At 60.2% G+C, this 21,978-nt stretch carries 20 protein-coding genes; 6 read left to right on the plus strand and 14 right to left on the minus strand.

Translation table 11 applies throughout. The features are described 5' to 3' along the window. Positions 1–12: 12 nt before the first annotated feature. The 3 genes from FY528_RS06625 to crtD form a co-directional block, all read right to left on the minus strand. A complete protein-coding gene (locus FY528_RS06625) occupies positions 13–627 on the minus strand; it encodes a TetR/AcrR family transcriptional regulator (RefSeq protein ID WP_149070214.1) in 615 nt (204 codons plus the stop codon). Between the two features lie 78 nt (positions 628–705). Further along, positions 706–1,398 carry a carotenoid biosynthesis protein gene (locus FY528_RS06630; protein ID WP_149070215.1) on the minus strand — a complete coding sequence of 231 codons (693 nt, stop codon included), beginning with the start codon at positions 1,396–1,398 and terminating at the stop codon, positions 706–708. 15 nt (positions 1,399–1,413) lie between these two features. Then, entirely contained in the window at positions 1,414–2,910 is a 1,497-nt protein-coding gene (gene crtD, locus FY528_RS06635; protein WP_262383932.1) for a 1-hydroxycarotenoid 3,4-desaturase CrtD, read from the minus strand. A 275-nt stretch (positions 2,911–3,185) separates the two neighbouring features. Here crtD and FY528_RS06640 point away from each other — a divergent pair, with 275 nt between their 5' ends. The 3 genes from FY528_RS06640 (at position 3,186) to FY528_RS21200 (ending at position 4,688) form a co-directional block, all read left to right on the plus strand. After that, positions 3,186–3,440 (plus strand): hypothetical protein, encoded by a 255-nt coding sequence (locus FY528_RS06640; protein ID WP_149070216.1) that lies wholly within the window; start codon positions 3,186–3,188, stop codon positions 3,438–3,440. Then, complete coding sequence (locus FY528_RS06645; protein WP_149070217.1) at positions 3,424–4,314, plus strand: prohibitin family protein; 891 nt, start codon at positions 3,424–3,426, stop codon at positions 4,312–4,314. Before FY528_RS06640 ends, FY528_RS06645 begins: the two co-directional genes overlap by 17 nt. Positions 4,315–4,514: 200 nt before the next feature. Then, the gene (locus FY528_RS21200) at positions 4,515–4,688 is read left to right on the plus strand and encodes a hypothetical protein (protein ID WP_187632032.1); all 174 of its coding nucleotides are present in this window, start codon (positions 4,515–4,517) and stop codon (positions 4,686–4,688) included. An 18-nt stretch (positions 4,689–4,706) separates the two neighbouring features. Here FY528_RS21200 and FY528_RS06650 read toward each other — a convergent pair whose 3' ends face one another. The 4 genes from FY528_RS06650 to FY528_RS06665 all read right to left on the minus strand — a co-directional run bounded on the left by FY528_RS06650 (position 4,707) and on the right by FY528_RS06665 (position 8,058). Then, positions 4,707–5,459 carry a hypothetical protein gene (locus tag FY528_RS06650; RefSeq protein ID WP_149070218.1) on the minus strand — a complete coding sequence of 251 codons (753 nt, stop codon included), beginning with the start codon at positions 5,457–5,459 and terminating at the stop codon, positions 4,707–4,709. 186 nt (positions 5,460–5,645) lie between these two features. Then, positions 5,646–6,833 (minus strand): class I SAM-dependent rRNA methyltransferase, encoded by a 1,188-nt coding sequence (locus tag FY528_RS06655; RefSeq protein ID WP_149070219.1) that lies wholly within the window; start codon positions 6,831–6,833, stop codon positions 5,646–5,648. Between the two features lie 114 nt (positions 6,834–6,947). Further along, entirely contained in the window at positions 6,948–7,169 is a 222-nt protein-coding gene (locus FY528_RS06660) for a hypothetical protein (RefSeq protein ID WP_149070220.1), read from the minus strand. 427 nt (positions 7,170–7,596) lie between these two features. After that, positions 7,597–8,058, minus strand: coding sequence for an SRPBCC family protein (locus tag FY528_RS06665; RefSeq protein ID WP_149070221.1), 462 nt, complete (start codon positions 8,056–8,058; stop codon positions 7,597–7,599). A gap of 333 nt (positions 8,059–8,391) precedes the next feature. Here FY528_RS06665 and FY528_RS06670 point away from each other — a divergent pair, with 333 nt between their 5' ends. Then, positions 8,392–10,188, plus strand: a complete 1,797-nt coding sequence (locus tag FY528_RS06670; RefSeq protein ID WP_149070222.1) for a glycosyl hydrolase 53 family protein — start codon at positions 8,392–8,394, stop codon at positions 10,186–10,188. 309 nt (positions 10,189–10,497) lie between these two features. Further along, complete coding sequence (galK, locus tag FY528_RS06675) at positions 10,498–11,676, plus strand: galactokinase (RefSeq protein WP_149070223.1); 1,179 nt, start codon at positions 10,498–10,500, stop codon at positions 11,674–11,676. Positions 11,677–11,726: 50 nt separating this feature from the next. Here galK and FY528_RS06680 read toward each other — a convergent pair whose 3' ends face one another. From FY528_RS06680 to FY528_RS06695, 4 genes are all read right to left on the minus strand, one after another. Beyond that, a complete protein-coding gene (locus FY528_RS06680; RefSeq protein WP_149070224.1) occupies positions 11,727–14,696 on the minus strand; it encodes a DEAD/DEAH box helicase in 2,970 nt (989 codons plus the stop codon). 163 nt (positions 14,697–14,859) lie between these two features. After that, a complete protein-coding gene (locus FY528_RS06685; protein WP_149070225.1) occupies positions 14,860–16,089 on the minus strand; it encodes an ABC transporter permease in 1,230 nt (409 codons plus the stop codon). Positions 16,090–16,216: 127 nt separating this feature from the next. Next, positions 16,217–17,026, minus strand: coding sequence for a class I SAM-dependent methyltransferase (locus FY528_RS06690; protein WP_149070226.1), 810 nt, complete (start codon positions 17,024–17,026; stop codon positions 16,217–16,219). Between the two features lie 83 nt (positions 17,027–17,109). Then, positions 17,110–17,538 (minus strand): ribosome-binding factor A, encoded by a 429-nt coding sequence (locus FY528_RS06695; RefSeq protein ID WP_149070227.1) that lies wholly within the window; start codon positions 17,536–17,538, stop codon positions 17,110–17,112. A gap of 109 nt (positions 17,539–17,647) precedes the next feature. Here FY528_RS06695 and FY528_RS06700 point away from each other — a divergent pair, with 109 nt between their 5' ends. Then, positions 17,648–19,060, plus strand: a complete 1,413-nt coding sequence (locus tag FY528_RS06700) for a hypothetical protein (protein ID WP_149070228.1) — start codon at positions 17,648–17,650, stop codon at positions 19,058–19,060. A gap of 8 nt (positions 19,061–19,068) precedes the next feature. On the opposite strand, the gene rpiB is transcribed toward FY528_RS06700, so the two are convergent. The 3 genes from rpiB to glyA all read right to left on the minus strand — a co-directional run bounded on the left by rpiB (position 19,069) and on the right by glyA (position 21,947). After that, positions 19,069–19,500: a ribose 5-phosphate isomerase B gene (gene rpiB / locus FY528_RS06705; RefSeq protein ID WP_149070229.1), complete on the minus strand. Its 432-nt coding sequence runs from the start codon at positions 19,498–19,500 to the stop codon at positions 19,069–19,071. A 149-nt stretch (positions 19,501–19,649) separates the two neighbouring features. Then, positions 19,650–20,507 (minus strand): twin-arginine translocase subunit TatC, encoded by an 858-nt coding sequence (gene tatC, locus FY528_RS06710; protein ID WP_232066229.1) that lies wholly within the window; start codon positions 20,505–20,507, stop codon positions 19,650–19,652. A gap of 147 nt (positions 20,508–20,654) precedes the next feature. After that, on the minus strand, positions 20,655–21,947 hold the full coding sequence (glyA, locus tag FY528_RS06715) for a serine hydroxymethyltransferase (protein ID WP_149070230.1): 1,293 nt from the start codon (positions 21,945–21,947) through the stop codon (positions 20,655–20,657). Positions 21,948–21,978: the final 31 nt, after the last annotated feature.

Raw genomic sequence — 21,978 nt, forward strand, 5'->3', positions numbered from 1 at the left:
GCCTACTGCGGGCTACAGGCGCGAAAAGTGCGCCGCCGCCACCTGGATACCCTCCTCGGTGCACAGGCCGCGGATGTAGTAGAGGTACACGCTGCGGAACACCTCGGCCAGGTTGTAGCGGCTGGGCGGAAATACTACGGGGTTCAGAATCAGGTGCAGCTGCTCCAGAATGATCTTCGTAACCAGCTCAATGTTGATGTCGCCCCGGAACTGCTTTTGCAGGATACCGTCGTTGAGCAGGCCCTGAATCTGGGGGTAGGAATACGTGGTCAGGTGGTCCATCAGCAACTCCCAGGTAGCGGGGTGCTCCTGCTGAATCTCCAGGTAGTTGGTGCCGGGCACTTTCTGCATTTCCCCGATGCCGTGCTGCAACAGGACCAGGATGCGCTCCACCGGGCTGCTGACCTGGGTAAACAAGGTGGCATGCTCGTTGCGCTGGCGCTGCAGATCCTGGCGGGCTACCTGCAGCACCAAATCATCCTTATCGGCAAACATACCTTGGAAGGTAGCCGGCGACACGTTCAGCAGCTGAATGATGCGCTCCAGAGAAAGGCTGCGGATGCCATGCTGCAGAAACAGCTGCTGCGTTTCTTCCAGTAACGTTTGCTGCAGAGAAGGTGTAGTCATATACGTTGCTATAAGCTGGCTGTAGAGGCGAGGACCTCGCCGCCGGACCGGCAAGCTAGCACATAGAACAACGGAAGGCTAGCTCAACAGGCCCAGTCCGAAGAAGAAAAGCAGCTGTACCAGGTAAACAAAGGGCGCCAGCTCGTTGCGCTTCTCAAACTGACTCCGGTTGAAAAAGATTTGCAGGATAAAGGACACTGCCAGCCAGCCCTTGAAATTCTGGAGGGGAATAACGTCGGCCATCCACCGCCAGAAGTCGAACTGTACCGCTACGGGCTCGATACACACATCCATGCCCACCATCAGCAGAGCGGCTACCACCGCCCGCAGAATGTTGGGCAAGGGCAGGTAGCGCGCCAGCACCCCGGCCATGTAGGTAAGCATCAGCCAGTTCAGGCCGATGAGCAGCGGCACGCCCAGCACCGCGTAGCCCAGCACCGGGCCGTATTCGTAGTTGCCAAAGATGATTTTGTTTTGTACGCCCAGCACTTCCACCCCAAAGCCCACCAGCATCGTTACCAGGCAGAAGACGTAGAACCCACCCGAACGATTGGGCTGAAAGGCCAGCAGCAAGGCAGCCGTGAGCAGCAGGTTCAGCGGCACAAAACGCAGGTAGAAGCTGGGGGCCTGCGAAAAGCCCAGCCCGATAAACCCGGTGACGTGAAACAGCAGAATGATGCCCTGCGCCACGCGTAGGCGCTGGCGGCTGCCAGGCGCGGGCACGGCGGGCGGGGCCGCGGGCGGATGGGGCATGAAATCGGTAGTGGGCATGTGCAGGGCAGTAGATCAGGCAGAAGTAAGGTCGGCTACAATAGCGGCCGAGAGCAGGCACAGGGGAATACCGCCACCGGGATGGACGCTGCCTCCACAAAAATACAAGCCATTGAGTTTACGCGAAAAGTTTGGGTGCCGGAGAAAAGCTGCCAGCATATTATTGCTGGAGCTGCCGTAGAGTGCCCCGCCCAGGGAGGAGGTGCGGGCCTCAATCCCCGGCGGGTCCCACACGTGCTCGGCGCGGATGCTGGCGGCTACATCAACGCCTAACGCTTTTTGCAGCCGGGCTAGTACCGCGCGGCGGGTGCGCGCTACCAGTTGCGGCCAGTCCTGCCCTTGGTCGTGGGGAACGTTCACCATCACAAACCAGTTCTCATGACCTGCAGGCGCATCGGTGGGCGTTTTTTTGGAGGTAATGTTTACGTATACCGTAACGTCGTCGGCTATGGTTTTCTCCTGAAAAATGGCCTCGAACTCGCGGCGGTAGTCGGCGGAAAAGAAAATGTTATGCACGCCCAGCTCCGGAAACGACCGCCCGATGCCCCAGTAGAAAATCAGAGCCGAGGAAGAGCGGGGCTGCTGCAGGGTGTTTTCGGGTGCGGGCAGGTGGGGCAACAAGCGGCGGTAGGTGGGCACCACGTCCATGTTGCTGACCACCACCTCCGCATCGTAGACTCCTTGGCTGGTACGTACGCCCTTCACCTGCGGGCCGGCCGTCAGGATTTCCAGTACGGGTTCCTGATAGCGGAATTCCACCCCCAGCTCCTCGGCTAGGCGCACCAGGCTTTCGGCAATGGCGTAGATGCCGCCTTCCGGGTAGTAGGCCCCCAGGCCGTGTTCCAGGTGCGGTATCAGCGACAAGGTGGCCGGGGCCTGGTAAGGGTCGGAGCCGTTGTAGGTGGCAAACCGGTCGAAGAGCTGCACGGCGCGGGCATCGGCAAAGGCGGCGGCGTGGCGCTGGTGCATGGTACTGAGCAAGCCCAGCTGGGGCAGCACGGCCACCGCCTTCAGCACCTCGGGCCGCAGGTAAGTCCCGGCCTTGTGCAGGGAGCGGCGCAGAAAGGTGTCGGCGGTACCCGCGTAGGCCTGGCCGCTGCGGCGCAAAAACGCCAGCACATCGGCGGCGGGCACGCCCAGCTTTTGCTCTATCTCCCGGGCAAACTTCGCCTCCTCGGCCCAGGCCGTCAGACGGGTGCCATCGGCAAAAAAGTACTCGGTGATAGGGTCGAGCCGCTCGTAGCGGAAGTAGTCGGCGGGGTTGCGGCCGGCCAGCTCAAACAGCTCATCTACCAGGTGCGGCAGCGTAAAAAGGGAAGGACCCCCATCGAAGCGGTAGCCGCCGGGTAGCTCCAGCTGGTGCATCTTGCCCCCGAAGGATTCCTGCGCTTCGAATACGGTAACGCGGTAACCTTGCACGGCCAGCCGCACGGCCGTGGCAATGCCGGCAATACCGGCGCCCACAATAGCGGCCGAAGGAAGGGAGGACGAACGAGGCTGGGGCAGGCTCACGGGCAAATACGCTTGGTGTGGTAGCTATAACCTGGAAAGGCGGCGGATGGCTTCAGCAACAACAAAGAAAAAGCTTCTGCCCGGCCGGGCTGGCTAGGCCCGCGTTGGTACAGCGGCGCGGCCAAAGCCCCCGACAGGCTGGTTTGCCGGGCCCATAGGCTGCTCCCGTTCGGACAAAAGTACAACAAGCCAACTCGCTGCCGCTGCGTGGTGCCGGAATGCCGTATTGTTCAGATATTGAGCCGGGCCGCGTACCTTGCGGACCTCCTTACGCTATGGCGGCAACGCGCATTTCCTACGGCTGGGTAGTGGTCTGGCTCCTGTTCTACGGCGGCCTGCTACCCTATGCCCTGCCCCGCTGCCTCGACTGGATGAGCCGGGCCTCCAACTGGTGGCTGAGCTGGGGCACTGCGGGCCTAGCTTTGCTGATAGCCGGGGTAGTGCTGTCGCTGTACCAGGCAGGGCGCTGGCTCACGCGGTATTTCTCTTCCAAGTCGTTTACTCCTCCCTCCGATGGCCCTTCCCTTTAATTCCGTTCCCGGCCGCTCGTGGCTGAAGCCCCTGATCTTTCTGGGTTTGCTGATTTTGGCCCTGGTGGGTGGCTGCAGCCTAATCAAAGTAGAGCGCATTGATGCCGGCAACGTGGGCATTAAGGTAAACCTGGCTGGCACGGCCCGCGGCGTCGACGACATTACTTACGCTACGGGCTGGGTTTTCTACAGCCCCCTGAGCACGGCCGTGTATGAGTTTCCGGTGTACACTCAGCACAAGGAGTACGAGGAGTTTGAGGTGCAGAGCAAGGACGGCTCGGGGTTTGGCGTGGCCCCCAGCCTCAACTACTTTATCCAGTCGGACAAGGTCGACGACATCTTCCGCCAGTACCGCCGCCCCCTCACTGACATCGAGAATGGCTTCCTGAAAACGGCCGTGTACGAGGCCTACCGCGTGGCTACCAACCGCTACACTGCCGACTCGCTCATCAGCAACCGGGGCTCCTACGAGGCGCAGGTGAAGGCCAACCTCCTGAGCCAGCTCCAGAGCATGGGCTTTACCGTGCAGCAGATTACCACCAAGCTGGAACCACCCGCCAGCCTGAAAGCCGCCATCGACGCCAAGAACACGGCCGTGCAAACCGGCTTGCAGACGGAAAACCGCATCCGCCAAGCCGAGGCCCAGGCCCGCATCAACATTGCCGAGGCGGAGGGCCAGGCCAAAGCCATCCGCATTGCTGCCGACGCCCAGGCTTACGCCAACCAGAAGCAGCAACAGTCGCTCACGCCCCTACTGGTGCAGATGCGCTGGATTGAGGCCTGGGAGAAAGGGGGCAGCAACGTGCCCACCTACACCGGCGGCAGCGGCGGCCAGTTTCTGATGCAGCTCCCCGCACCCGGCGCAGCCAAGTAACGTCCACCTCCAACTGGGTCAGCTTAGCCGTCCCGGCGAGGAAGACGCTGGTAGCGCAACCGCCGAGGCTGGGTGGGGTCAACGTAGAACGTGAAGTTGTGCCCTTCTGTCTTCATCTGGAAACGAACTTCCCCTGGTAACCGGGGCGGTTGAAAAGGCTGCATCTCCTTAAACGAGATGGTTGCTATGCTTTTGGCATTATGCTTATCGAGTGCCGTCAGCCCACGTTCTTCATCGAGCAGGTAGTAGGTGTGCGTTTGCCAGACGTAGTGCCGGGGCACCTGGAAATCAATTTGTCCCTGGTAGCCATGGTAGCGAAACGACTGGCGTACTTGCCCTCGGGTATTGAGGACAAAGGCATTGGGGCTGTTTAGGCGGCGCTTATCCGCTACCTACTCCGGACCTTGGAAGTCTGCACTAAGATCTTCTTCATCGGACTCACTGGCTGTAAGAGCCGGCTGACTCCTGTATTGGCCGTACCGGTACATGGTGCACAAAGTTGTGTCTGTCAGCATCAAGGCGGCTACTAGCTGCGCTTGAGGTTTGAGCAGGCTCATCCGCTGCTGGTTGGGTAGCAGCAGTTCCTCACAAGTCAGGACGGTGCCATCGGGCAGCAGGCGGGGGACGCAGTCGGGCGCGTCCCAGCTAGAACTGTAGGTGGTTGCCAAGCGCTTTAAGCGTCCGTCGAGTCCCAGCAGGATAAGGCCCTGCTGCCATACGTCGCTGTAGGGTATGCCGATAGGCAGCGTGAAGCCCAGCATTTGGCTGGCCGCCTGATAGCCGATAAAAGCGGGCCGCGCCGGGTTACTCACGGTTATGATGTCGCGGCTGGCTACCGAGTAGAAGTCGGGCTTATGCAGCACCCGCCGGAATACCCGCCGCCCGGCTGAGTCCAGCAGCGTAATGATCTGGCGGCCTGCGTAGCCGCGCACCCGACCGGTTTGGGCAAAAGTGGTGGTATCGTCGGCAAAAGCCCCGCCTACTATCCCCTCCGTGGTAGTAACGAGTGGCTGCGTTGAATCGGTTTCGGCGCGCAGTAGCAGGCGGTACCGCTGCCGGCCAATAAGGAACGTGGTATCGTGGCCTTCCCGGTAACCGAATACGGTTCGGCTGGCATCCGTTGTATCGGGCTGGGCAGCGGGCACGGGTACAGAACGGTTACTATCCGAGGATACTGCCAGAGGATTTCCTGGGGCAGTAGAAACTGGCTGACGTTGCTCACAAGCACCCAGCAGGACAGTCAGCAGCAAACACGAAAATCTACGCATTGGGGGTAAGGCAGTGGAAGCACCGCCTACTCAACAATACTACATTTCCTGCAGTTGAGCCCCCTACTCTACGGCCAGCACTAAGCCTTTCAGGTACTCGCCCTCGGGGTGGAAGAGGCTTACGGGATGGTCGGCTGGCTGGGTAAGGCGGTGCAGGATGCGGGCGGGGCGGCCAGCCTCGATAGCGGCGGCCAGCACCGCGCCCTCAAATAGCTCCATGCTCACTACCTGCGAGCAGCTAAACGTGAACAGCAAACCACCGGGAGCAATCTGTCGGATACCGGCCGCATTCAGCCGCTTGTAGCCCATAAGGGCGTTGTGGCGGGCTGAGAGGTGCTTGGCGAAGGCCGGTGGGTCCAGCACAATCAGGTCGTACTGGTTGTGGCGGTCTTTCAGGAAGGTGAATACATCCTGAGCATACGCCTCGTGCCGGTCATCGTGGCCGGTGAGGGCGGCGTTGCGCTGGGTCAGCTCAATGGCTTTCTTGCTAGAATCGACGGAATGCACCAGTTCGGCTCCTGCCATGAGGGCGTAGGAGCTGAAGCCGCCGGTGTAGCAGAACGTGTTGAGCACACGGCGGCCGGGCGCGTAGCGGGCCAGCAAACTGCGGTTGTCGCGCTGGTCGATAAAAAAGCCCGTCTTCTGCCCCGTTTCCCAGTCTACGGCGAACGGGTGGCCGTTTTCCTGCACAATGTGCTCCTGGCCGCTGCTTTCCCCGAACAGGTAGCCATTCTGGGCATCGGGCGCAGCCTTGGCCGGCACGGTTTCGGCGCTTTTATCGTAGATGGCCCGTAGGCCAGGAATTACTTTTTGAAGTGCCTCGGCAATGAGGGGGCGGGCCTTGTACATGCCGGCGCTGTGGGCCTGCACCACGGCCGTGTCGCCGTACACGTCGATAATGAGGCCGGGCATCCCGTCGCCCTCGGCGTGGGCCAGGCGGTACACGTTGGTGTTGCCGGTGCCCGTGAGGCCCAAACCCTGGCGGAGCTGGTAGGCGTTACGGATTTTCTCTTCCCAGAAAGCCGCATCGGGCCACTGGGCCTCAGTACCGAAAGCCAGCATCCGCACGGCTATGGAGCCGGGCGCGTAGTGCCCTACGCCCAGCAGCTCGCCGTTGGCGGCGTGTACGGCCACCAGCTCGCCTTCTACCACTTCGCCCTGCATGCGGCCAATGGCCCCGGAAAACACCCACGGGTGCAGGCGACGAAGGGACTGGTCTTTACCGGGTTTGAGCGTGACAGAAGCAGGCATAGCAGCGAGTAGCAAGAGAAATGGACAACAAAGGTAGCCATCCGGGCGCAGGATTGACGACCCTTACCAGGCACGCCCACTTACAAGGCCTGTAACGGGCGAGTGGCTACCCGCTTATGCAAATGGGTCGAGCCAGGCAATGAGTACTGCTAGTGCGGCCAGCCCGGCCAGCACCGCCCACACCGGCCCGCCCCAGATCAGCAGACCAATGAGGCTGAGTGGAAACACCACTAGCCCCAATACGCCCAGCACAGTAGTACCCAGGCCCACTTCCTCAGCTTGCGTTGGCTTAGCCCAGTGCTTCTTGGCAGCTTGCGCGGCCGATCGGGCTAACACAGGACGCTTATTTAGCGCTTGGCTTATGGCCATCATCTGTCGGCGCGCTACAGGGGCCACCCGACGACGCGGCCGTCGGATTGAGGGAGCGGGTTGTGAAAAGCTGACGGAAGCAGTGTTAATCTGACCTTTAGAGGGTGATACGGAAGTCGGGGAGCTAACCACCGTTGGCGTATCAGCAGCAGAAGCACGCTGCGCCGCGGGTTGAAACTGGTAGGCAGCCCGCGTACCGGCACATCCGGCCAGCCCCAACGCCCCCACAAACACCACGACGTACTGCCGTAACTGCCGCAGCCGAGGCCGCGCAAAAAAAGTAGAATCAAGCATAACCCAAAGCAGGATGAACGGCAATATACCCGTTGACGTGGTGCTTGTACGGCAATCAACTCAACTACGCTGCCGGTTATCTACGGGGTCCGGAGTTCAATTAGCGCCCAGTGGGCCCTGGCTTCCCAAACCACCGGCGGTACACGGGTCCGCGCACCGCAAACTGCGCCCACATGACGGGGTACATCAGCTTATCCAGCCAGGCAAACCGGGTGTGGTAGGTGATATCCTCTACGATGATGGTTCCCCCATCTGCGGAGGGCTGCAGCAGGTGACGGTGGCGCCAGCCTACCAGCGGCGGGGGCAGCTCCTGGCCCTCATCCACGAAGAAATAGGTGCCATCGGGCTGCACGCCGTGCTCGGTGATGAGCGAGGTCCAGCGGCGGCGCAGCGGTCCGCCGCCCAGCTCAATCTCCACTTCGTCGCCGCGCTGGCAGCCGTCGAAGCGCAGCAGGCGCATGGGCGGAAACGGCGGGGCCAGGGCCAGAAACAGCTCCCGGGTAAAGCCCTGCCAGACCTGAGCGGGCGGAGCGGCTACGTGCGTGCGAAGAAGGAGGTGCATAGGCTGTGCTAACCCGAGCGGCGGCGCATTGTTCGCCCTGGTCCTATTTCCCGGCCAAGGCCTGCCGTCTTTCTTCTCCTTATCCTGACCATCGGGGATTCGGCAGCTCACGGTTTGGCAGCCGCGCGGCTTGCCCGCCGAGCCAACGCCCCAGTTATGGGGCAGGCAGCCAGGATCAGAACGCAAAACCGCAGTGTTGAAACCTGATTTTCACGGAGTAAGCCGCTAGCTTTGCTGAGGCCCGTCCTGCGTACGCGCCAGCACCTATTGGGTCCCAACCGCTTCGCCCAAACGGGCCGCGCAGCCCCAGGCCGGCCCTCAAAACCTACCCCGATGAAGACCCGAATTTCCTCGTTTGCCCTACGCCAGGCGCTGCTGGTGGGTGCTGTTTGGTGCACCGCTGGCCTTTTTTCTTCGTCGGCACTGGCCCAGTCGTTTGCCAAAGGCGCAGATACCGGCTGGCTGCAGCAGATGGAGGCCAACGGCTATAAGTTCTACGATGAGCAGGGCGTAGAGCAGGACTGCTTTGCTATTCTGAAGGCGAAAGGCATCAACTCCATCCGGCTGCGGGTGTGGGTGAACCCCTCGATGGTGGATTGGGTGAACGGGCACTGCAGCCCCGCCGAAGTGGTGACGATGGCCATGCGGGCCAGGAACATGGGCCTGCGGGTGATGATTGACTTTCACTACAGCGACAGTTGGGCCGACCCCGGGCAGCAAACCAAACCCGCGGCCTGGGCCCAGCATTCTTTCAGCCAGCTGCAAGCCGATGTGTACGACCACACGCTCAGCGTGATGACTGCCCTGAAAGCCAACGGCGTAACCCCGGAATGGGTGCAGGTAGGCAACGAAATATCCAACGGCCTGCTGTGGCCGGAAGGCAGCACCGCCAACTTCGCCCAGCTCACGCAGCTCCTCAACCGAGGCTACGAGGCCGTGAAGGCTGTGAGCCCCACGGCCAAGGTGGTCATTCACCTCGACAAGGGCAATGACAACGCTCCTTTCCGCTCGTTTTTCGACCAGCTCACGGCCCATGGGGGCAAGTACGACGTGATTGGCCTCTCGTATTACCCTTACTGGCTCAACCAGGACTACACGGCTTCCATCAGCGGCCTGCAGTACAACCTGAACGATATGGCCAGCCGCTACGGCAAGGAAGTAGTAGTGGCCGAGGTAGGCGGCGACTGCGCCAACGCCCCCCAGAACGTGTACGACATGCTGGTGGCCGTCCAGAACGCGGTGTTTGCGGTGCCGGAGGGTAAAGGCCTGGGCGTGTTTTACTGGGAGCCCGAAGGCTACCGCAGCTTCAGTGGCTACCAGCTTAGCGCCTGGGACAACGACGGCAAGCCTTCCCCGGCCCTGAATGCCTTTCTGGCAACGCCCACCACGCCCCCACCCGTTACGCCCATTACCAACCTGCTGACGAACCCCGGGTTTGAAGCCAACGGCGCCGCAACCCAGACGCCCTCCAGCTGGACAAGCTGGGCCAACGCCCCCGCCAACTATGCCGCCGACAAAACCGAAACCGGGGGCCAGGCCAGCACCTACCGCCTAACACACTGGCTGGGCACCGCTTACCAGGCCAGCACCTATCAGCTGAAAACTGGCCTGCCCAACGGCACTTACACCTTACGAGCTTGGGTACTGAACGGCGGGGGCCAGAAAGCCTGCCAGCTGTACGCGAAAAACTACGGTGGCCCGGAGAAGAACCTTGCCCTGCCGGTTACCAGCGCCTGGACGCAGATTCAACTACCTAATATTGAGGTCACGAATGGGCAGTGCGAAGTTGGGCTGTGGTCGGATGCCAATGCGGGCAACTGGTGCAGCCTGGATAATGTGGAGCTTTTCGCAGCGGCGGTTACATCCTCTCGCCAGCGCCCCGAAGATGCGGCAGTGGATGCCGCTATTTACCCCAACCCTACTAGTGGCATGCTAATGCTTAAGCTACCGGCTGGCCCCTTGGCTACTACCGTGCGCATTTACACGGCCACGGGGAAGCTCGTCTTGACGAAAAAGCTAAGCAGTGCTTCCAATCCGCGGGTAGATGTATCGGGCTTGGCAACTGGTAGCTACCGGGTGCAGCTAGAACGGGCTGGCCAACACGTAACGCAGCAATTCATCAAACAATAATAGCCGCCGGGTGCGACGTGCAATTACCAGCTGACACCCGTTTGGTCGTCCAGGGTTATACAAAACGAGCGACTACGCTTCGTCAAGCTATTCAACCGCGACTCAGCGCCTGCCGTACAGAAAAAGACAGCCGAATGATAGGGGCCGCACTGCCGCCTGCGGGCCTAGTGTGCATCGAAACCGTAGTACCAGCCATACTGTCCTGGAACTAGGCCCGCCCCGCTCACTAAGTGCAACCGAGCAGTATCGCCTGTTTTTTCTTGCATGTGGGAGGCACCCGCTTCCCTTGAACACCAGAATTTTCCAGCCATGAGCCTAGTGAATGCCGTCAGCAGTTCGTTTCAAGAAGCGTTTGGCCATGCTCCCGAGCTACTGGTGCGGGCCCCCGGCCGCGTCAACCTGATCGGGGAGCATACTGACTACAATGGGGGCTTTGTGCTGCCCGCCGCCATCGACAAGGAAATTTACTTTGCAGTGGCCCCCAACGCGCTTAACCGCATCCGCTTGGTGGCTCACGACAAGCACCAAAGGCACGAAGTGGCGCTTACGCAAGACCTGAAACCGGGCCCCGTGCCCTGGGCCAACTACCTGCTGGGCGTAGTAGCTCAGTTGCAAGCCCGCGGGGCCAAGGTAGGCGGCTTCGACTGCGTCTTTGGGGGCAACATTCCCATGGGCGCCGGCTTGTCGTCCTCGGCAGCAGTAGAATGCGGGCTGGCGTTTGCCCTGAACCAGATGTATAACCTCGGTTTCCCTCCCCTGGCGCTGGCGCAGATAGCGCAGCAAGCCGAGCACACCTTCGCCGGGGTGCAGTGCGGATTAATGGACCAGTTTGCCAGCCTGATGAGCCGGGCCGGACACGTAGTACGCCTCGACTGCCGCTCCCTCCAGTACGAGTACTTCCCTTTCGATACTACCGCCGCTCAGGTAGTGCTTTGCAACTCCGGCGTGAAGCACAACCTGGCCGACTCGGAATACAACATCCGCCGCGGCCAGTGCGAGCAGGGCGTAGCCGTGGTACGGCAACACTACCCTCAGGTGCAAACCCTGCGCAATGTTACTCGCACGATGCTGGAAGAGCACCGCGCGGCGTTGGACGCGGTAGTATACCGCCGCTGCCGCTACGTAATAGCCGAGAACGAACGAGTGCTGACGGCCTGCGCTTTCTTGGAAGCGGGCAACCTGGCCGCCTTTGGGCAGGAGATGTACGCCTCACACGCCGGCCTGCGCGACGACTACGAAGTAAGCTGCCAGGAACTGGACGTGCTGGTAGACCTGGCCCGTGCGCAGCGCGGTGTATTTGGCGCCCGCATGATGGGCGGCGGCTTTGGGGGGTGCACCATCAATCTGATAGAGCCAGCGCACGTGCCCGCCTTCCAAGCGGCCGTAGCGGCTGGCTTCAGCGCCCGGTTCAATCGTCCGCTCGAAATGTACCAAGCCACCATTGTGGCGGGCGTGTCAGCCGTTCCCTCGTTGGCCGCGGCCCAGTAGCGCCTTGCTTTTTCTCTGACTCGTTGAGCGAGCAGCTCTTGCCAAGTTACTTAACCAAGCAGCTCCTCAATATCCTCCTTGGTCAGGCTCTTGATGATGGCCTCGTCGGTGGTAATCAGGTCGGTTACCAGCTGAATCTTCTTGGCCTGCAGCGCCAGGATCTTTTCCTCGACGGTGTTCTTGCTGATGAACTTGTAGGTGAACACGGTGCGCTGCTGCCCAATGCGGTGGGCCCGGTCTACGGCTTGCGCTTCTACGGCCGGGTTCCACCACGGGTCGAGGATGAAGACGTAGTCGGCGGCGGTGAGGTTGAGGCCCACGCCCCCGGCTTTCAGCGAAATCAGGAACACGCGCAGGCTCTCCGTTTCCTGGAAGCGGGTTACTTCGCGGGCCCGGTCGCGGGTATTGCCGTCGAGGTAGGCGTACTTGATTTGCTTTTCGTCGAGGGAGGACCGCACCAGGTCCAAGTGCTTTACGAACTGACTAAATACCAGCACCTTGTGCCCCTCCGCTACCACACTTCGAATCATGCGCACTACTTCCCGCAGCTTGCCCGACTCCGCCTCGTAGCTTTCGTCGGCCATGCGGGGGTGGTTGGCAATCTGCCGCAGCTTGGTGAGGCCCTGTAGCAGCATAAACTGGGTGCCCGCCGTGCCGTGCTCCTCAATGTTCTGCAGAATCTTGTTGCGGTAGAAGCTCTTGGTTTCTTCGTAGCACTGGGCCTGCTCCTCCGTCATGGTGCAGTAGCTCAGGTGCTCAATCTTCTCCGGCAGTTCCCGGGCTACCTGCGCCTTGTGGCGCCGCAGAATAAAGGGCTTGATGAGGGAGTGCAGGCGCCGGGTTTTCTGCTCATCCTTCTCTTTCTCAATGGGTTTGAGAAATTCCTTGCGGAAGAAAGCCTGGGACCCCAGCAGGCCCGGGTTGATAAAGGACATCTGCGACCAGAGGTCCATGGTGCTGTTTTCTACCGGCGTGCCCGTCAGGATAAGGCGGTGCCGGGAGTTGAGGCGGCGCACGGCCTGCGACGTGGTAGAGCTGGGGTTTTTGATGGCCTGCGACTCATCCAGAATCACGTAGTCGAAGTGGTAGTCCTTCAGCAGGTCGGCGTCGAGGCGCACGATACCGTAGCTGGTCAGCACCACGTCGTAATCGGCAAACTGGGTGACGTCCTTGTCGCGGTAGGTGCCCGTGTAGATGAGCAGGCGCAGGCCCGGCGTAAACTTAAAGGCCTCCGTCATCCAGTTATACACCAGGGAAGTGGGCATCACCAGCAGGGAAGCTGCCCCACCCGCCGCCCCGCTTTCCTTGCGGTTCAGCAGCATGGCCAGCGTCTGAATGGTTTTGCCCAGCCCCATGTCGTCGGCCAGGCAGCCCCCAAAGTGGTATTGCTGCACGAAGTGCAGCCAGTTGTAGCCCGCCTTCTGGTAGGGCCGCAGCTCACCCCGGAACCCGGCCGGAATGGGCTGGTCTTCCACGGCCTCGAAGCTGCGGAGCCTTTCGAGCTTGCGGCTCATCGTCACCTTGGCCAGGTTGCCGTTCTGCAGGTCGCTGATGAGGGCTACGTGGTGCTTTTTGAGCGTGAGCGAGTGGTGGTGCTCCTCGGCAAAGGCAAACAGCTCCAGATACTCCGTAAACCACTCCTCAGGAATGATGGCAATCTGCCCGTTGGGTAGCCGGAACTCGTGGCGGCGGTTAAGAATGTAGGGCCGCAGCCGGATAAAGGGAATTTCGTAGTCGCCGAAGCGCACGGTGCCGTGCACGTCAAACCAGTCGCTGGTTTCGGTGATGCCCACCTGCACGGTAACGGCTCCGATGAAATAGTCTTTGCCCGAATGGCTTCCCTGCTCCACCGTGAAGCCCAGGCGCTCCAGGTCCTCGGCGTAGTGGTGCAGCCAGCGGAAGGCGGTAGCCTTTTCGAGTACGGCCCGGCCGTTGCGCACCTCCAGGGCCCGCTCCCGCAGCTCCCCGATGATGGCTTGCTCGTGGTCAAGGTTGCGAATAAGCCGGTGGAAGATGTAGTTGCCGTTGGTTTTCTCCAGCTTCACGCACACGCGCTTGTCGAAGCTGTTGTGCACGGTATGGCTCCCGTAGCGAAACGACAAGTCGAAGTGGATATGCTCGGCCGGGGCCGCCAGGGTCGCTACGGCGCTGGTTTCGCTGGCGGCGCGGCCGCGGGCGGCCCGGGCCACCGGCCGCTCTTCGACCACCAGTTCCGGGCCGGGCACGTCGGAGAAGGTAAGATGGGGCTTGCCCACGTAGCGCTCCGAGCGAATATCAAAGCCCCGGGCGTGCACGTCAAACGACTCGACCAAGGGCGCTACAAAGCGTTGGAAATAACTTTCCTCTACCTGTCGCGGAATCACGATAAATTTCTTCTGCAGGAAAGGCTGCAGCTTGCGGCCGTCTACCTCGTTGCAGAAGCTATAGAGCCTTCCTTCCAGCAGCATCCAGGCGGGCTGGCTGCACACCATCACAGCATTTTTAAACTGAAAGTCCAGCCGCTGGCCTTGGTACTTGATGGTGGGGAAATAGTGGGTGTTGTCTTCGTTGCGCCGGAAGTGAAACAGCACCGAGGCGGGCTCGGGCGCCAGGTCAATTTCACGCCAGGTAGGCTCCCCGTCCTTGCCCATGATAAACACGCACTTGCCCGCCAGCCGCGCCAGAATCTGGCCCATGCGGTGCTGCACATACTGGCAAATCCGGTCCTGCAGTCCTTTATCCCCCTTCTCGGGGTCGTAGATCTTGAAAAAGAAATCGGCCGGGCTGATTTTCTTCGGCCAGAACTCCTTGATGACGGTGTCCTGCTGAATCTGGTCCGTCAGGGCAATGATTTCGAAGTCAAGGGGGTCTAAACCATCGGCAAATTCGGCGGCATTCTTGGCCGATACGCTCTGGTGCTGGAGGGTAAGCTGACCACGGCTATTGCGCTGGACCACGTACGACTCAAACAGATACCCCAGGAACTCGTGCTCCAGCAGGGAGTATACTATTTGAAATGGCTGCGCCGTGGAGACTTTCATAACAATAGCCGGAAGCGGCATCGAAAGTAATAACAAATGCCATATACCGAATAATTCGGCACAAAGCCAAGTTTTATCTATAAATAGTCATAATGTTCTTCCTGAATTATGCTACTCCCAACTAACCGTAAGCAAGTTGCTGCTTACCTGCTGGCCCCTCATCTTAGAGGTTGTCGCGTAGGTCGAGGCGGGAGGCACTAAGGGCCGGCCGGATGGATACGGCAATGGTGATGCACACAATGGCAATACCCGTCAGGACAATATCGGAGGCCTGCATCTTCACCGGGTACGAGTCCACCACGGCTGTAGCCATACCCATGGATACCAGCCCGAAGGTTTGCTGCAGCCAGCAGATGGTGATGCCCAAAGCCAAGCCGGTAATAGCGCCTACCTGGGCCACAATAGCCCCTTCAAACAGGAAAATATTGCGAATAGTACGGCTGGTGGCGCCCATGGCTTGCAGCACGGCCACATCCTTGCGCTTGTCGATGACGAGCATCGATAGGGAGAAGAAGATGTTGAGGGAGGCAATAAGCAGGATGAAGGCGAAGGTGATGAAGACGAACATCTTCTCCACTTTAATGGCCTTCAACAGGCTCACGTGCTGCTCATCGGAGTTGAACACCGAGAATTTAGCCCCCAGGGCCTTTTTCACTTCTTCCTGCACCTGGTCTACTTCCCAACTGTCGCTCACCTTTACTTCCAGGCTGGTGCGGCGGTTGCCGTAGCCCAGCAGGTTTTGGGCAAAGCTCAGGGGCACGAAAATGTAGCTGTCGTCGATCTGCTGCTCAATCAGAAAAACGCCCCCCGCTAGAATGGGCTGCTCATTAAAGGCCGTTTCGGGGTTAAAGGACAACGTGCGCTTGCCCGTATTGCGCGGGTACAGCAACTGCAGGGGCGCCAGGCGGTTGTCGAGGGCAATGCTGAGCTCGTGCTGCACCCCGGCCCCAATGAGGGCATACTCCGCACCGTCTTTCAGCAGGCGGTGGTCACCCTGCACCAGGGCCGAGTCGATGTTGCTTTGGGCAAAGAAGTTTTCCGTGACGCCTTTCATCTTCACCACCATTTGGCGGTCGTGGTAGCGCAGCAGGGCATTGTCTTCGATTACCTCCGTTACCAGGGCCACGCCGGGCACCTGCCGAATGCGGTTCAGCAGCTGCTCATTTACCACGAAGGACTTGCCCTCAACCGCCGCAATCTTCAGATCCGGGTCCGACTTACCGTACAAGGAGCGCACCAAGTCTTCCAGGCCGTTGAAAACCGACAGCACAATAATCAGGGCCATGGTGCCCACGGCTACCCCCACCATCGAAATGTTGGAGATGATGCTAATGATGTTGCGCTTCTTCTTCGAGAGAAAATAACGCCGGGCAATGAGGAACGGAACGTTCATGCAGGGCGCGGAAAAACTAAAAACGGGGTGTGAGGCGGTATACGGAGGAACGGAGCCAGCGCATGAATTTTTCCGGACGCTTTGTTACTTTTTATGGCTCTAAGATACGGGACCCGTACCGAAACAGCTATTTCCAGGCTTTCACAATCAGGCCCGTGCCGGAGTCATGCACCCGGCTGGCATCAAGCCAGTTCAGCAGCAGGCAGAAAGGGAAAGTAACGAGGTAGTAGAACGGCAGCAGCAGGAAAAACCAGCGCGACACGCCCAGCAGCTGAATGGGGTACTTCATGCTCAGGCGCCAGGAAATCTGCCCCGGCTCGCCGTAGCTGTAGCGGGCCTCAATCCGCTCGAAGCCCGCCGTGCGCAACTTCTGCTGAATTTCGTGAATGTTGTACCCGTCGCGCACGTGCTCCTCAATAAATGAGGACTCCCCGTCGCCGTGCACATCAGAGCCGCCTTGGTCGGAAGGGGTGGAGATGAGCAGCATGCCACCGTCCTTGAGCGAGGCGTGGATGTTGCGAAACACCTCTACATCTTCCAGAATGTGCTCCATCACATCTACTGACAAGGCCAGATCAAAGGTGTTGGGCTCCTGGTACAGCACCAAGTCCTGCACCGCAAACTGCACGTAGGGCCGGCCAATCTGGCGGAAGAACTGGTTGGAATCGGCTATCTGCTCTTCCTTGACATCCACGGCCAGAATCTGCCACTTACGACTCAGGCCCGAAAGCCAGTAGGTGTACTGCCCGTAGCCGGAGCCGGCATCGAGGATTACGAGCGGCTCCTCCGTGCGGCCTTTGGCCCACGTCCGCAGCTCCCGGTGCACGTGCCAGGTACGCAGCAGCAGCAAGTCGAGCAAGTGATAAAACACGCGCCGCAGCCAGGGGGTGCGGTTGAAGACCTGGCCCAGCGTTTTCTTAATCGGGTCGTAATGCACTGTGAAATAAGTAAATGACGAAATGAGTGACAGATGGCAAAAGTGACCGAGCAAGCATTTCACTCATTCACTTTCCCGCGCACTTACTTTTCGTCTTCGTCGGAGTATAGGCGGGGGCGCTTGGGGGCATCGGGCTGCTCGGCCTTGTCGTCGGCCGGCGGGGGCGGTATGCTCAGCCCCCCAAACACCTCATCCATGCGCGCGGCGTAGGCGGCGCTATCGTCCAGAAAAAACTGCAGGGCGGGCACTACGCGCACCTGCTGGCGCACGCGCTTGGCCAGGGCCAGGCGGATAACTTTTTCGTTATCGCGCACTTGTTCCAGCATCTGCTCGCCGCTGCCGGCCAGCAGGGCACTCAGGTACACGCGGGCCGAGCCCAGGTCGGGCGAAACCCGGATGGCGCTGATACCCGGCGCCAGGCCCGTAAACAGGTGGGGCACATCCCGCTGAAAAACGGTAGCCAGCTCCTGCTGCAACAAGCTGGCAAATTTCTGTTGTCGTTTGCTTTCCATAAGAACTGGCAAAGATAGGGAGTTGGGGGGTTGTATGGGCAGCGGCCGGCGCAATGGTGCATAAGCCGGTACGCGTACCTTTGCGCATCTAGGTTTCCATTCTCGTCCTGTGCTCCAATTCTTTAAAAGCACGCTTCCCAGCCGGCTGCTGGCGCTGCTGCTGCTTATCCTGGCGCTGCGGCTGCCGCTGCACGCGCTGGGTATCCCGCTCACCCCAGCCGAGCTGCACGCCCTGCTTGTGGGCGAACGGGTGCACGAGGGTGCCCTGCCCTACCGCGACTTGTACGACAGCACCGCGCCCCTGGTCGCCTGGTTCCTGGGCGGGCTCGATGCCATAGCCTCACGGCCGGTGTGGCTGTACCGGCTGCTGGCCTTTGGGGCCCTGCTGGCACAGGCCTTGCGCTTCAACTTTGTGCTCAACCGCAGTGGCGTACACCCCGAGCGGGGCTATATCGTGGCGCTTACCTACCTGTTGGTAGCCAGCGTCAGCACTGATTTGGACACCCTCTCCCCGCTCCTGCTGGGCCAAACCAGCATTGTATTCTCACTGAGCGCGCTGCTGCCCACCCTGCGGGAAGGCTACGACAACCGCCGCCTGTTTCGGGCGGGCTTTCTGATTGGTCTGGGGGCCCTGGCTTTCTTGCCCCTGGCGCTGTTTCTGGTGGTGGGGCTGTTCGCCGTTATCATCTTCGCGGCCAACTCGTTTCGGAGCTTTTTGCTGCTGGTCTGCGGCTTCCTATTTCCTTACGCGGCGGTAGCCACGCTCTACCTCTACGCCGACGCCCTGCCCAGCTTCGCGCAGTTTCACCTGGAGCCCATGATGCGGGGCCTGGCGGCCGCCCAGGATGGCTTGCCCCGCGACCTGCAGCTACGACTGCTAATCGTGCCCGGCCTTGTGCTGCTGGCCAGCCTGGCCCGCACCTTTACTACGTCGTTGGGGCTGGTTTTTCAGGCGAAGTTTCTGCAGCTGATGCTGGTATGGCTACTGCAGGCCCTGGCGCTGCTGCTGCTCACGCGGGGCACGGCGCCCGGGTCATTGGCGCTGGTGCTGGCACCGCTATCCTACTTCAGCTTGTTTCTCTGGCAGAAGTCCCAGCGGAGCTGGGTGCCGGGCCTGCTCATGCTGGTATTGCTGGCCGTGGTGGAGGTAGTACGCTACCGGGGCGTGCTGCTACTCGACCACGTGCTGCCGCTGCCCCTGGAGGCCGAATATGCCGCCCAGCCCAACCCTACCTACGCCGGCTTGCAAAACCAGCGGCTGCTGGTGCTGGGTCCCGACCGGCGCCCGTACCTGCAAAACCAGCTGGCCACGCCTTACCTCGACTGGCAGCTGGCCCAGGTAGACTTTGGTCACCTCGATCAGTACGCAGCCGTGTTCCGTCTGGCCCGCAACATTGGTCCGCAGCCCCCGGCTTACATCATCGACCAGGCCCGCCTGATGCCGGAACTGCAATACAAAGTCCCGGCCGTGTTCGGGCGCTATACACGCACCGCCACGCCGGGACTTTATCAATTGAAGTGACTGGCTATTTAGCAGTTAATCTTATTTACCCGCGTTTGGTGGCGTCCGCCCTCGAAGTCGGTTGTCAGGAACTGTGCTACGATGGCGCGGGCGGCTTCTTCGCTCACAAAGCGGGCGGGCAGGCAAATTACGTTGGCGTTGTTGTGCTGGCGGGCCAGGGCAGCCAGCTCTGGTTCCCAGGCAATAGCCGCCCGGATGCCAGCGTGCTTGTTGGCCGTAATGCACACGCCATTGGCCGAGCCGCACACCAGAATCCCCTGCTCAAACTCACCCTGCGTGATGGCCGTAGCCAGCGGATGCACATAATCAGGGTAGTCTACAGAGTCGGCAGAGTGGGTCCCAAAGTCGCGCACAGTGTAGCCCTGCTCCGCGAGCCAGGTTTTGAGCATTTCCTTGTAAGCAAAGCCGGCGTGGTCGGCGCCAATGGCAAGGGTTTTCATCGTTGAATGGGCTAGTGTGATTTGAATGTGCTGCGCTTTGCTAATGTGAAGAATGTGCTAATGTGACAAATGTGGTTGAATGTGCTAATGGTTGTTCTTTCATTAGCACATTCAACCACATTTGTCACATTAGCACATTTACCACACATTTAACTGATGCCTTGGTTCTGGGCTAGCTGCTCGTTGAGGCGCTGGGTGCTGTTGCGGCGCACCACGCGGGCAATATGAATGCTGAACTCGTAAAGCAGGATGATGGGAATGGTCACAATAATCTGGGCCGACACGTCGGGCGGAGTGATGACGGCCGCTACGACCAGAATGACCACAATGGCGTGCTTGCGGTACATGCGCATGATTTCGTGGGTGATCAGCCCGGCCTTGGCTAGGAAGAATACAATCATGGGCAGCTCAAACACGAAGGCACAGGACAGGCTCATGGTGGTGAGCGTGCTCAGGTAGCTCTGCATGTCAATCTGGTTTTCGATGGTAGGGTCCACCACGTAACCCGCCAGGAAGTTGATGCTGAGCGGGGCCGCTACGTAATAGCCGAACAGCAGCCCAATGGCAAACAAAATCGACACGAAGAACACCGCCCCCCGGGAGTTGGCCTGCTCGTGCGGGTACAGCCCCGGCTTGATAAAGCGCCACAGCTCCCAGAACAGGTAAGGAAAGCCCAGCACCAGCCCCACAATAAACGAGGTGCTGATGTGCATGGTCAGCTGGCCGCTCATTTCGCGGTTCTGAATCACGAACCCGATTTTATCCATGCACAGATCGGGGGCGCCCACCCACTGGCCAAACCGGCAGAACATACGGTAGGTCCAGAAGTCGGCGCGCGACGGGCCCAGAATCAGGTCGTGAAACAGAAAGTCCTTGGCGAAGAAAGCGGCCGTAGCAAAGGCTACCACGGCAATAGCCGCCCGGATAATATGCCAACGCAGGGCCTCCAGGTGGTCGATGAAGGACATTTCCTGGTGGTCGCCCAGCCGGGATGGTTCAGTATTCAATGAAAGTGTGCGTAAGTGAGTGAATGAGTGAATGAGCCAGCAGAATGCAAATGGGCCGAACAAACAAACGGAAATGAACTGCCCTGGGATGTTGCCCCCACAGTTTTCCTACGCTTATTCACCCATTCCCCCATTCCCCCATCGAAACTAGGCGAAGAGCGGGTACTGCTGCATCCACTCGTTTACCTGGCGGCGCACCCGTAGCAGGTGCGCTTCGTCGGCGTGGTGCATCAGCACGTCGTCAATAAACTCCACGATGCGCCCCATATCAGCCTCCCGCAGGCCCCGGGTGGTAACGGCGGCTGAGCCGATGCGCATACCGCTGGTTACGAAGGGCGACTTGTCATCGAAGGGCACCATGTTTTTGTTGATGGTGATGTCGGCCTTGATGAGCGTGTTTTCGGCCAGCTTGCCGGTCAGCCCCTTGCTGCGCAGGTCAATCAGCATGAGGTGGTTGTCGGTGCCGCCGGAAATAAGCTGGTAGCCCCGGTCCGTAAAGCCTTTGGCCAGGGCCTGAGCGTTGCGGATAACCTGGTGGGTGTACTCCGTGTAAGCGTCGCTGAGACACTCGCCGAAAGCCACAGCCTTGGCCCCAATCACGTGCTCCAGGGGGCCGCCCTGGGTGCCGGGGAACACCCCAGAGTCCAGCAGGGCCGACATCATGCGCAGCTCGCCTTTGGGCGTTTTCAAACCGAAGGGGTTTTCGAAGTCCTTGCCCAGCATAATGAGGCCACCACGGGGCCCCCGCAGGGTTTTGTGCGTGGTCGTGGTTACGATGTGGCAGTAATCGAAAGGGTTGTTGAGCAGGCCTTTGGCAATCAGGCCCGAGGGGTGCGAAATATCGGCCAGCAGCAGGGCACCTACTTCATCGGCGGCTTCGCGCAGGGCCTGGTAGTTCCAGTCGCGGGAGTAGGCCGAGGCCCCGCAGATGATGAGCTTGGGCTGCTCGCGGCGGGCCGTTTCTTTCACCTTCTCCCAGTCGATGAGGCCGGTTTCGGGCTCCACGCCGTAGAACGAGGGGCGGTAGAGCTTACCCGAGAAGTTGACGGGGGAGCCGTGCGTGAGGTGGCCGCCGTGCGAGAGGTCGAACCCCAGGATTTTGTCGCCGGGGTTGAGAATGGCCAGCATTACGGCGGCGTTGGCCTGGGCCCCGGAGTGCGGCTGCACGTTCACCCACTCCACGCCAAACAGTTCCTTGGCCCGGTCGATGGCCAGCTGCTCGATCTGGTCGACGATTTCGCAGCCGCCGTAGTAGCGCTTGCCGGGCAGGCCCTCGGCGTATTTGTTGGTGAGGATGGAGCCCTGGGCCCGCATTACCTGTTCCGAAACGTAGTTTTCGGAAGCAATGAGTTCAATACCATGCGTCTGGCGCTCTTTTTCCTGACGAATAAGGTCGAACACGGCCGTGTCCTGAGCTAGTGCGGGGGCTTTGGTTTCCATAGCTTCAAAGGTAAGGCGGGGCCCGGGAACT

The organism is Hymenobacter lutimineralis, from assembly GCF_008271285.1.
GTDB classification, from domain to species: domain Bacteria; phylum Bacteroidota; class Bacteroidia; order Cytophagales; family Hymenobacteraceae; genus Hymenobacter; species Hymenobacter lutimineralis.

Bases quoted from the DNA above. Each gene is read 5' to 3' on its own strand.
- FY528_RS06625 (WP_149070214.1), bottom strand. From the start codon at position 627: ATGACTACACCTTCTCTGCAGCAAACGTTACTGGAAGAAACGCAGCAG.
- FY528_RS06630 (WP_149070215.1), bottom strand. From the start codon at position 1,398: ATGCCCACTACCGATTTCATGCCCCATCCGCCCGCGGCCCCGCCCGCC.
- FY528_RS06640 (WP_149070216.1), top strand. From the start codon at position 3,186: ATGGCGGCAACGCGCATTTCCTACGGCTGGGTAGTGGTCTGGCTCCTG.
- FY528_RS06645 (WP_149070217.1), top strand. From the start codon at position 3,424: ATGGCCCTTCCCTTTAATTCCGTTCCCGGCCGCTCGTGGCTGAAGCCC.
- FY528_RS21200 (WP_187632032.1), top strand. From the start codon at position 4,515: ATGCTTATCGAGTGCCGTCAGCCCACGTTCTTCATCGAGCAGGTAGTA.
- FY528_RS06655 (WP_149070219.1), bottom strand. From the start codon at position 6,833: ATGCCTGCTTCTGTCACGCTCAAACCCGGTAAAGACCAGTCCCTTCGT.
- FY528_RS06665 (WP_149070221.1), bottom strand. From the start codon at position 8,058: ATGCACCTCCTTCTTCGCACGCACGTAGCCGCTCCGCCCGCTCAGGTC.
- FY528_RS06670 (WP_149070222.1), top strand. From the start codon at position 8,392: ATGAAGACCCGAATTTCCTCGTTTGCCCTACGCCAGGCGCTGCTGGTG.
- galK (WP_149070223.1), top strand. From the start codon at position 10,498: ATGAGCCTAGTGAATGCCGTCAGCAGTTCGTTTCAAGAAGCGTTTGGC.
- FY528_RS06680 (WP_149070224.1), bottom strand. From the start codon at position 14,696: ATGAAAGTCTCCACGGCGCAGCCATTTCAAATAGTATACTCCCTGCTG.
- FY528_RS06685 (WP_149070225.1), bottom strand. From the start codon at position 16,089: ATGAACGTTCCGTTCCTCATTGCCCGGCGTTATTTTCTCTCGAAGAAG.
- FY528_RS06695 (WP_149070227.1), bottom strand. From the start codon at position 17,538: ATGGAAAGCAAACGACAACAGAAATTTGCCAGCTTGTTGCAGCAGGAG.
- rpiB (WP_149070229.1), bottom strand. From the start codon at position 19,500: ATGAAAACCCTTGCCATTGGCGCCGACCACGCCGGCTTTGCTTACAAG.
- glyA (WP_149070230.1), bottom strand. From the start codon at position 21,947: ATGGAAACCAAAGCCCCCGCACTAGCTCAGGACACGGCCGTGTTCGAC.